The organism is Micromonospora tarensis (assembly GCF_016803395.1).
Taxonomy (GTDB): Bacteria; Actinomycetota; Actinomycetes; order Mycobacteriales; family Micromonosporaceae; genus Micromonospora; species Micromonospora tarensis.
In genome coordinates this window covers 1-10,700 of record NZ_JAEVHL010000227.1, presented here as the reverse complement: position 1 = coordinate 10,700, position 10,700 = coordinate 1, and the positions used below count along the sequence as shown (strand labels likewise).

At 70.5% G+C, this 10,700-nt stretch carries 6 protein-coding genes; 2 read left to right on the top strand and 4 right to left on the bottom strand.

The genetic code is table 11. The features are described from left to right. Positions 1–388 precede the first annotated feature (388 nt). Entirely contained in the window at positions 389–2,353 is a 1,965-nt protein-coding gene (locus JM949_RS28880; protein WP_203151334.1) for a penicillin-binding transpeptidase domain-containing protein, read from the bottom strand. Between the two features lie 288 nt (positions 2,354–2,641). Here JM949_RS28880 and JM949_RS28875 point away from each other — a divergent pair, with 288 nt between their 5' ends. Then, positions 2,642–7,723, top strand: a complete 5,082-nt coding sequence (locus JM949_RS28875; protein WP_203151333.1) for an NAD-glutamate dehydrogenase — start codon at positions 2,642–2,644, stop codon at positions 7,721–7,723. A gap of 37 nt (positions 7,724–7,760) precedes the next feature. Here the strand turns inward: JM949_RS28875 and JM949_RS28870 are convergent, their stop codons facing one another. The 3 genes from JM949_RS28870 to JM949_RS37900 form a co-directional block, all read right to left on the bottom strand. Further along, positions 7,761–8,465: a class F sortase gene (locus JM949_RS28870; RefSeq protein ID WP_203151332.1), complete on the bottom strand. Its 705-nt coding sequence runs from the start codon at positions 8,463–8,465 to the stop codon at positions 7,761–7,763. A gap of 1 nt (position 8,466) precedes the next feature. Beyond that, positions 8,467–8,709, bottom strand: a complete 243-nt coding sequence (locus tag JM949_RS37905; RefSeq protein WP_238434070.1) for a hypothetical protein — start codon at positions 8,707–8,709, stop codon at positions 8,467–8,469. 313 nt (positions 8,710–9,022) lie between these two features. After that, complete coding sequence (locus JM949_RS37900; RefSeq protein WP_238434069.1) at positions 9,023–9,622, bottom strand: hypothetical protein; 600 nt, start codon at positions 9,620–9,622, stop codon at positions 9,023–9,025. A gap of 592 nt (positions 9,623–10,214) precedes the next feature. On the opposite strand from JM949_RS37900, the gene JM949_RS28860 reads away from it, so the two are divergent. Beyond that, a partial coding sequence (locus JM949_RS28860) for a cellulose binding domain-containing protein (protein WP_203151331.1) occupies positions 10,215–10,700 on the top strand: 486 nt, incomplete at its 3' end.

The window sequence follows — 10,700 nt, the reverse complement described above, 5'->3', positions numbered from 1 at the left end:
CCGCCCACCCCGAGCCGTCGGGAGCGGCGGCGGTGATCCCGGTTGCGGTCGAGCGCGAACCGGTCGCCCGCCCGCATCGGCGGGCCCGGGCCTGCTCCGGCGAGCCGCGCCGCCCGCCGAGGACACGCCGAACCAGAGTCCCGCTACCGGGAACGGCGCAGATCTACACAAAGCAGACACTGCCTGACTCGATCGCGGTCCGTGGGCCGATGATCGACTCGGGTTCATAGAAGTCGGGGCATCCAGCCGCGCCGGATAGCGCGCTTTCAAGGAACCCGAGTGGATCAAGACCGGCCGGGCCGCTCCGAGGCGTGGCGGTCCGGGTCGGCTCGCGCCCCGAGGCGTGGCGGTCCGGGTCGGCTCGCGCTCCGAGGCGTGGCGGTCCGGGTCAGGTGGTCGGGAGGGCGCGGAGGAAGCGCTCGGCGATCGGGACGGCCGAGGCCGTGCTGGCACCGCCCTTCTCCACGAAGACGGCGAACGCCACATCGCCCCGCCAGCCGACGAACCAGGCGTGGGTGTGCGCCGGGTTGTTGTCGTACTCGGCGGTGCCGGTCTTGCCGTACACCTCGCCGGGCACGTCCTTGAGCGCGCTGCCGGTGCCGGTGGTGACCACCTCGCGCATCATGGCGCGCAGCGCCGCGACCGACTCCGGCTTGAGCTGCTCGCCCGCCGGGGCCGGCTTGGCCGGGGCCGGGTCGACCAGCAGCTTCGGCTGCTCGAACCGCCCACGGGCGACGGCGGCGGTGGCACCGGCCATGGCGAGCGGGCTGACCAGTGTGGTGCCCTGGCCGAAGGACGCGGCGGCCTGCTCGGCGGGGCTGCCGCCCGCCGACACCTTGCCGGTGAAGGCGTCGGTGCCGAGGTCCCACTGACCCTCCAGGCCCAGTGCGCGGCCGGTGGCGGCCAACCCGTCGCCGCCGAGCTTCGGCGCCAGCGCGGCGAACGCTGTGTTGCAGGACTTGGCGAAGTCGGTGCGGAACGGCACCGAGCCGAGCTGGAAATTGTCCGAGTTCTTGAAGGAGCGACCGTCCACGGTGAAGGTCTTCGGGCAGTTCACCGGCCCGTCCACTGTGACCGCGCCGCGGTCCAGCAGGCCGAGCGCGCTGACCACCTTGAACGTGGAGCCCGGCGGCACCTGGGCGGTGAAGGCCAGGTTCTCCCCGGTCGGGCCGGGTCCGTTCGCCGCGGCGAGCACCGCGCCGTCGCTGATCCGCAGGGCCACCAGGGCGGAGCGGCGCGACTCGGCGCGCAGCGCCCCGTCCGCCGCGTTCTGGACGGCGACGTCCAGGGTGGTCTTCAGCGGCTGCCCGGGCTGCGGCTCCCGGCGGAACAGCTCGGTGCCGGTGGCCTCCCACTTGCCGTCCTCGGCGGGGCGCTCGACCACCACGGTCAGCCCGGCGCCGCCGCGCAGCCGTTCGTCGTAGCGGCCCTGGAGGCCGCCGTGACCGACCAGGTCGCCGACGACGTACCGGTCGGGGTGTGCGGCGAGGTCGTCGGCCTGTGCCGGATCGACAGTGCCGAGCAGCGCCCGGGCGAACTCGCGGGTGGGCGCCAGGTCGATCTTGTCGGAGATGAACTTGGTGCCGGGCAGGTCGTAGATCCGGGGCTTGATCTGGAGGTACGCCTCCTCGCGGAGCGACACCACCTCCACGAAGGCACCCGGCTCGGCCTTGGCCACCCGCGCCGGCAGGTCGGCCAGGTCGACGCCGGGAACCAGCGCCGGGCGGATCGCCTTGAACGCCGCGTCGAGGTCCTTGACGAGCTTCTTGAGGTCGGCGACGCCGTTGGGTTGCACGCCCACCCGCACCACCGGGCGGGGAGTCACCAGCGGCTTGCCGGCGTTGTCCAGCACCCCCGCACGGGCACCGGCGTCGCGCCGCAGCGCCAACCGGTCACCCTTGGTGAGCTGCTCGTGCAGCACCTTCGGCTCCCAGATGACCTGCCACTGGTCGCCGTCACCCTGGGCGAGCCGCAGCTCCCGGTCGTACGCCCAGCGGGTCTGGCCGGGCAGGTTCCACTCCACCTGGACGGTCGTTGTGGCGATGTCCGACGTGATCTTCGGCTCGCCGCGGCGGGTCAGTGTCGGTGGGGTGGCCGCCAGCTCGCCGGAGAGTTCCTTGATCTCGCGCGCCACCTCGGCCGACGGCAGCTTGTTGCCGACCGGGTCGATCAGGCCGACCGCCTGGAGGTCACCGCTGCGCCAGCCGGCAAGGAAGGCGTCGACGCTGCGTTCCGGCCCGTCGTCACCCGAGCAACCAGCCAGGACCCCGGCCGCCAACAGCGCCGTGGTGACGGCGGCGGCCAGCCGACGGGCGGGATTCGGCCGGTGGGGCCGGGGGTACGACAGAGACATGAAGCTGGTCCTTCCGATTTCGTGCTGCCCTCGCACGGTAGTACGAGAACGCCGTCCCCAACGTCCCCGAGTGCTCGGCCGCGCTCAAAGACGGGCCCCGCCCGTGTGATGAACATCGCGTGGCGGGGTATCCCGGAGCCGGCCAACCTCGGACCCGCAACGGGTGAAAGGACAAAGTCCCGATCCGGACGTCTGGCCAGTGGTCCGCCGACGAAGGCGCAGAACGGCAGGGCCTAGGCTGGGCGGCAGAGTGACCCACAACGCGGTGGGTCGAGGGGAGTGGCACCGATGGACCGGCGTCCGGCGATCAAACCGGAACCCGACCTCCGGCAGGATGACTCCGGCCGGGACGATGACAGCTTCGATTCGGCGACCGACGGGGACGGCTACGGCCGACTCGACACGGGAGTCACCGGGCTGACCGGGTCGAGCATCGACACCATCTACGATCTGGGCCTGCCGACCGAGGCGTTGGCCGACGACGTGGAGGACGCGGAGCTCGACGAACCCGTTCCCAACGCGGAGCGCCTGGTGGCCCAGGCCGTCGCGCTCGCGGGGGACGATCACGACGCGGCGACACTTGTCGGCCGTTTCTGGCGGTTCGCTCCGGACGAGGAGCTGGTCGGTTTCACGGCTGAGGAGATGCTCGACGCGGCCCGGGCCCACCGGGACCTCGCCCAGCAGCGGGTACCGGGCGAGCTGAAGCTGCGGATTCACGAACCGCACGCGGACCAGCACCACACAGTCGTCGAGATCGTCACGGACGACATGCCGTTCCTGGTCGACTCGGTGACCGCGCTGCTCAACTCGTACCACCTCGACGTGCATCTGCTGGTGCACCCGCTGGTGGTGGTGCGGCGGGAGCCGCTGGGCCGGCTCACCGAGGTCTCCGCGGACGTGGAGCCGGACGACGCGATCTCGGGCGACATCATCGAGAGCTGGATGCGGATCGAGATCGACCCGGTCCGGGACGCGGCCGAGCGGGACCGGCTGCGCCGCGAGTTGCAGCGGGTGCTCACCGACGTGCGTGAGGCGGTGGAGGACTGGCCGAAGATGCGCCAGCGTGCCCTCGCGCTCGCCGACGAGCTGGCCTCGGCCCGCACCTCCGACAACCGTCCACCGGTGCCGGAAAAGGACATCACCGACTCGGTGGAGCTGCTGCGGTGGCTCGCCCAGGACCACTTCACCTTCCTCGGCTACCGGGAGTACCGGTTGGTGGACGCCGACGGTGGCGACGCCGCCGACCCGGTCGACGGCAAGGCGTTGGAGGCGGTGCTCGGCACCGGTCTGGGCATCCTGCGCTCCGATTCGCCGGAGGCGCGGTCGCTCTCCTCGATGACGCCCGAGGCGCACGAGAAGGTGCTGGAGAAGCGCCTGCTCATCATCACCAAGGCCAACTCCCGTGCCACCGTGCACCGGTCGGCGTACCTCGACTACATCGGCTTCAAGATCTTCGACTCGGCCGGCGAGGTGATCGGCGAGCGGCGCTTCCTGGGCCTGTTCTCGACGGCCGCCTACCGCACCAGCGTTCGTGAGCTGCCGGTGGTGCGCCGCAAGGTGGCCGAGGTGCTGGACCGCTCCGGCCTGAGCCAGCGCAGCCACTCCGGCAAGGATCTGATCCAGATCCTGGAGACCTACCCGCGCGACGAGCTGTTCCAGATCAAGACCGACGACCTCTACCACGCGGTGATCGGCGTGCTGCGGATGGCGGGCCGTCGGCAACTGCGGGTCTTCCTGCGCCGGGACGCGTACGGGCGGTTCATCTCCTGCCTGATCTACCTGCCCCGGGACCGGTTCACCACGCAGAACCGGCTGCGCATGCAGGACATCCTGCTGCGCGAGCTGAACGGGGTCGGGGTGGACTACACCACCCGGGTCACCGAGTCGATGCTGGCCCGGGTGCACTTCATCGTCCGCACCGACCCGACCCGGCCGCCCGGCGAGATCGACGCGGACCTGCTGGCCGAGGAGTTGGCCGACGCGACCCGGCTCTGGGACGACGACTACCGGCTGGTGCTGGAGCGCAAGCTCGGCGACGAGCAGGCCAAGCACCTCTTCACCCGCTACGCCGACGCGTTCCCCGAGGGGTACAAGGACGGGCACACGCCGTACGAGGCGATGAAGGACCTGGCGAAGCTGGAGCTGCTGGAGGAGCCCGGCCAGCTGGAGATGCACCTGTTCCGCAAGCAGTTGGCCCCTCGGCCCGGCACCCGGGTGCCCGGCGCGGACCTGGCCGAGGCGATGGACGTCCGGTTCAAGGTCTACCGGTACGGCGAACCGATGATGCTCTCGGCCGTGCTGCCGGTGCTGCACTCGCTCGGCGTCCGGGTGGTCGACGAGCACCCGTACGAGGTGGACCGGATCGACGGTCGGGTCTACCTGTACGACTTCGGCCTGATGCTGCCCGAGGGGCACCACGAGCTGGCCGAGGTGCGCCCGCACGTGGAGAACGCGTTCGCGGCGGCCTGGCGCGGCGAGGCCGAGGTGGACCGGTTCAACGAGCTGGTGCTGCGGGGTGGCCTGACCTGGCGGCAGGTGGTGGTGCTGCGGGCGTACGCGAAGTACCTGCGGCAGGCCGGCACGGTCTTCTCGCAGGACTACATGGAGCAGACCTTCATCGCGTACCCGAAGCTCGCCGCGCTGCTGGTGGAGCTCTTCGAGACCCGGTTCGCGCCGGGTGAGCTGAGCGCCGAGCAGCGGCAGCAGCGCAGCGGCGAGCTGGTGGAGACGATCCGTGCCGCGCTGGACGACGTGGCCAGCCTCGACCAGGACCGGATCCTGCGCTCGTACCTGACGTTGATCGAGGCGACCCTGCGGACCAGCTTCTACCAGAAGCGCGCCGACGGGCGGCCCAAGGCGTACGTGGCGTTCAAGCTCGACCCGCAGGTCATCCCGGACCTGCCGGCGCCGCGACCGAAGTTCGAGATCTTCGTCTACTCGCCCCGGTTCGAGGGTGTGCACCTGCGGTTCGGGCCGGTGGCCCGGGGCGGGTTGCGCTGGTCCGACCGTCGCGAGGACTTCCGGACCGAGGTGCTCGGCCTGGTCAAGGCGCAGATGGTGAAGAACACCGTGATCGTGCCGGTCGGCGCCAAGGGCGGCTTCGTGCTGAAGCAGAAGCCGGGCGACCGGGATGAGGCGGTCGCCTGCTACCAGGAGTTCGTCGGCGCGATGCTCGACGTCACCGACAACATCGTCTCCGGGCAGATCGTGCCGCCCGAGGACGTGGTCCGGCACGACGGCGACGACCCGTACCTGGTGGTGGCGGCCGACAAGGGCACCGCGACCTTCTCCGACATCGCCAACGAGATCTCCAAGAACCACAACTTCTGGATGGGCGACGCGTTCGCCTCCGGTGGTTCGGCCGGCTACGACCACAAGAAGATGGGCATCACCGCCCGGGGCGCCTGGGAGTCGGTCAAGCGGCACTTCCGGGAGCTGGGCCTGGACACCCAGACCCAGGACTTCACTGTGGTCGGCGTCGGCGACATGTCCGGCGACGTGTTCGGCAACGGGATGCTGCTGTCCGAGCACATCCGGCTGGTGGCCGCCTTCGACCACCGGCACATCTTCCTCGACCCGGAGCCGGACGCCGCCACCTCGTACGCGGAGCGCCGGCGACTGTTCGACCTGCCCCGTTCGTCCTGGGAGGACTACAACCCGGAGCTGATCTCGGCCGGCGGCGGCATCTTCCCGCGTACCGCGAAGTCGATCCCGATCACGCCGCAGGTCCGGGCGGCGATCGGCCTGGACGAGGGCGTCACGCAGCTGTCGCCGCAGGACCTGATGAAGGCGATCGTCACCGCCCCGGTGGACCTGTTCTGGAACGGCGGTATCGGCACCTACGTCAAGGCGTCCAGCCAGACCAACGCGGAGGTGGGCGACAAGTCCAACGACGCGATCCGGGTGGACGGCCGCAACCTGCGCTGCCGGGTGGCGGGCGAGGGCGGCAACCTGGGTTGGACCCAGCTCGGCCGGATCGAGTACGCGTTGACCGGCGGTCGGATCTACACCGACTTCATCGACAACGCGGCCGGGGTGGACACCTCCGACCACGAGGTGAACATCAAGATCCTGCTGAACACCGCGGTGGCCGACGGCGAGCTGACCACTGCCGAGCGGGACGAGCTGCTGGCCGGGATGACCGACGAGGTCGCGGAGCTGGTGCTGCGGGACAACTACGACCAGGCGCGGGCGATCAACAACGCCCAGGCCCAGGCCGCCTCGCTGCTCCCGGTGCACCGTCGGATGATCAACGACCTGGAGCGGTCGGGCGCGTTGGACCGGGCGTTGGAGGCGCTGCCGCCGGACGAGGAGCTGGCGGTCCGCAACGAGTCCGGGCTTACCGCGCCGGAGTTCGCGGTGCTGCTCGCGTACGTGAAGATCGTCCTGGAGCGGGAGATCCTCACCGAGGGGTTGGCCGACGAGGAGTGGACGACCGAGGTGCTGGTCAACTACTTCCCGACGCCGATGCGCGAACGGTTCGCCGACCGGATGGGCCGACACCGGCTGCGCCGGGACATCGTCACCACCGTCCTGGTCAACGAGGCGATCAACCGGGGCGGCATCTCGTTCATCTTCCGGGTGGTCGAGGAGACGGCGGCCAGCGCGGCCGACGTGATCCGGGCGTACGTGGTGGTCAGTGAGGTGTTCGGCCTGCGCGACCTGTGGGACGCGGTGGAGGCGCTGGACAACAAGGTGGCCCCGGAGTTGCAGACCACCGTCTACCTGGACACTCGCCGGCTGCTCGACCGGGCGGTGCGGTGGCTGGTCTCCAACCGGCGTTCGCCGATCGACGTGCCGGCCGAGATCGCTCGGCTGCGCGACGGGGTCACCCGGCTGCTGCCGGGGCTCGAGGAGCTGTTCTACGGCAACGAGCGGCAGGGCATCGTCGCGCACATGGACTCGATGACCGAGCGTGGGCTGCCCCGCGAGCTGGCCGAGCGGGCGACCCGGCTGATGTACAGCTTCGGTCTGATGGACGTGGTGGAGACGGCGAACGCCAGCGGGCGGGACGTCAGCGAGGTGGCCTCGGTCTACTTCGTGCTGTCCGACCTGTTCCGGGTGGATTCGCTGCTGTCGAAGATCTCCCTGCTGCCGCGGGAGGACCGCTGGCAGACGCTGGCCCGGATGGCGCTGCGGTACGACCTGTACGCCGCGCTGGCCGCGCTCACCGCGGAGGTGCTCGACTCCACCCCGGACGAGCTGCCGCCGCACGAGCGGGTGCAGCAGTGGGAGCAGTCGAACGCGACGTCGATCCACCGCGCTCGCCGGGCGATGGGGGAGTTCGACGAGTCGCGGGCGGATCTCGCCGCCCTGTCGGTGCTGCTGCGCCAGATCCGCACCCTGGTGCGGACCAGCGCGGCCGCCTGAGTCGGGTACGCCGGACCGCGTTCCGTTTCGTCGCCGGTCACGCCGCCAGGGTGGCGAAGACGACGATGTTGTCCGGGTAGCTCTTGGCGGCCTGGTCGAACTGACCGCCGCAGGTCACCACCCGGAGGCTGGGCCGGTCACTGGGTCCGTACACCAACTCGGTGGGGAAGGCCGTCTTCGGGTACGACTTCACCGAGTCGACAGTGAAGGTGGCCGGCACCCCGTCGGCCCGGCGGACGGTGACGGTGTCGCCCGGCGTGAGGGCACCGAGGTCGAAGAAGACGGCCGGGCCGAGCACTGCCGAGTCCACGTGCCCGACGATGACCGCGTTACCCGTCTCGCCGGGGCTCGCCCCCGGCTCGTACCAGCCGGCCTTCTCGGCCTGCTCGAGCGGGGGAACCTGGACGGTGCCGTCCGGGTTGGTGCCCAACGACATGATCGTGGCGTTGACCCCGATCCGGGGGATCTCGATGCTGGTCGGCGCGGAACGGGCCAACCCGGCTGGTGCGTCCCCCTGGTCGGCCGGCTGCCGGTCGACGGACGGAGCATCGTCGGTGCTGGTCGCCGGTGTACTGGCCGCAGGACCGGCCTGGGCCAGCGGCTGCGGGGGTCGGGGACCGGGCGTGGTCTTCACGGCGGCGCCGATCATGCCGGCACCGATCATGGCCAGGGTGACGACGACGGCCGTGCCGGCGGCACGCCACGGTTTCCCGTGACGGCCGCCGGCCCGTGTCGTCGCCACGTCAGACGAGCGAACCATCGGTCCGCCGACGACGCATCAGCACGATCCCGCCCAGCGCGGCAGCGCCGAGGAGGCTCGCTCCGCCGGTGGCCAGACCCCGGTCGGTGCCGGTGCTGACGCCACCGTCGCCGCCGTCGACACCGCCGTGCGGCAGCACGACCAGCTCACCTTCGCCGCACGAGCCCTTGAGCTCGTACCGGCCCGGCTTCGCGTCCTTGTCGACCTTGGCGTCGCCGTAGTACACGAACTCGCGCTCCCGGTCCCGGCTGCGCTCGTCCGAGCCACGCTCGTCCGAGCCGCGCTCGTCCGAGCCGTAGCCGCGCTCGTCGGAGCCGCGCTCGTCGGAGCCGTGCTCGTCGGAGCCGTAGCCGCCGTGCTCGTCCGAGCCGCGCTCGTCGGAGCCGTAGCCGCGCTCGTCGGAGCCGTGCTCGTCCTTCGACTCCCAGTCCTTCTTGTCCTCGTCCTTGGAGTCCCGGTCCTTCTTGTCGCGGCTGTCGTCCGCGTCCTGACCGTGCTCCTCGCCCTTCCAGTCCTTGCTGCCCTCGTCGCCGTAGGCGTCAGCGGCAGCGCCGCCGCCCTGGCCGCCGTGCTCGTCCTTGCCCTTGTCGTCCTTGCCGTTCTCGTCCTTGCCCTTGTCGTCCTTGCCCTGCTCGTCCTTGCCGTTCTCCGTCCTTGCCCTCGTGGTCCTTGCCGTTCTCGTCCTTGCCTTCGTGGTCCTTGCCCTTGTCGTCCTTGCCGTTCTCGTCCTTGCCGTTCTCGTCCTTGCCTTCGTGGTCCTTGCCGTTCTCGTCCTTGCCTTCGTGGTCCTTGCCGTTGTCGTCCTTGCCGTGCTCGTCCTTGCCCTTGTCGTGGTCGGAGGAGTTCTCCTCCTCGCGCCACTCGCGGTCCTCGCCCCGGTCGTCGCGCACCGGCTTGAGCTTGACCTTGCCGGTGACCTTGGACCACACGTACGCGTGCTCCTGCCGATCCGGGCAGATCTCGAGGAGCTTGACCTCGTCGCCGGCCTTGACGACGTGCGGCTTGGCGTAGACCTTTCCGTCGCGGTCCCTGCCGTCGTCGTGGCCGTCGGCGTACGCGATCCCCGGCGCGAACACCAGGAGCGATGCACCGCCGAGCGCGGCACCCGCAACGACCTTCCCGAGCATCTTCTTAGCCATGACCTGCGTCACTCCATCCCTGTTGTCCTGTGCCCGGCGACAACCGAGCTAAGACCGACGTTAGACCGTTTCATGACTTATGAAGTGAAAGATTCGTGTTTTGACCTTTGGCCCAGTAAGAGGCGAAGGGGTGCTACGCGCCTTTCGCCGCGTGGAGCGGCGTCTCGGGAGCCGTAGCCGCTTCCGGTTACCTCGCGTCGGCCGTCCCCGACCCGGGTGGCTCGTCCGCTCCCGGCGGATCAGGGTTGACCTGTGCCGGTCGGGTGCTTCCGGAGGTATCGTCCGAACACACCGTGGCCAACGCATCGAGCCATTGCCATGGAAGCGCTCCCATGCAAGAATCGTCGAACGCGGTTCGATGAGCCACACCGCGCAGGCAGGGGAGTCGAGGGCACCGGTTTCACCGGGCGACGTCCCGCCGACGATCGACCGGCCGACGCAACGGCCGGGCACCACCATCACCACCATCGCCCGTCCGGGTCGGGCGCCCCCAAATAATCCCGTGGCGCCGGAGGCCGTCCGTCCAGGACGCCCACCGGGCCGTCCCGCCGGGCCGCACCTGGGCCCGGTCTCGCCCAAGGAGATCAGTGGCATGAATGTGTGGAGAAGGCTGTCCGGCCCACGCCGGGCGCTCGCGCTCGCCGGCGCGGGTGCCCTGGTCGCCGGCGGGCTGGTAACGATCCCGGTCACCGCGGCGCAGGCCGCGACCCAGTGCGACGTCGCGTACACGAGCAACGACTGGCAGGGCGGCTTCACCGCGAGCATCACCATCAAGAACCTCGGCGACCCGGTCAACGGCTGGACGCTGGGCTGGACCTTCCCCAACTCCAGCCAGCGCGTGCAGCAGGGCTGGGCAGCGACGTACACCCAGTCCGGCAGCCAGGTCACCGCCCAGAGCCTGTCCTACAACGGCAGCCTCGGCACCGGCGCGTCGACGACCCTCGGCTTCAACGGCGCGTGGAGCGGCAGCAACCCGAAGCCGACCTCGTTCACCCTCAACGGCGTGACCTGCAACGGTGGCACCACCACCCCGCCGACCACGACGCCGCCGCCGACCGACCCGCCGCCCACCGACCCG

Excerpts from the sequence above, each read along its gene's own strand:
- JM949_RS28875 (WP_203151333.1), top strand. The coding sequence starts at position 2,642 with ATGGACCGGCGTCCGGCGATCAAACCGGAACCCGACCTCCGGCAGGAT.
- JM949_RS37900 (WP_238434069.1), bottom strand. The coding sequence starts at position 9,622 with ATGGCTAAGAAGATGCTCGGGAAGGTCGTTGCGGGTGCCGCGCTCGGC.
- JM949_RS28880 (WP_203151334.1), bottom strand. The coding sequence starts at position 2,353 with ATGTCTCTGTCGTACCCCCGGCCCCACCGGCCGAATCCCGCCCGTCGG.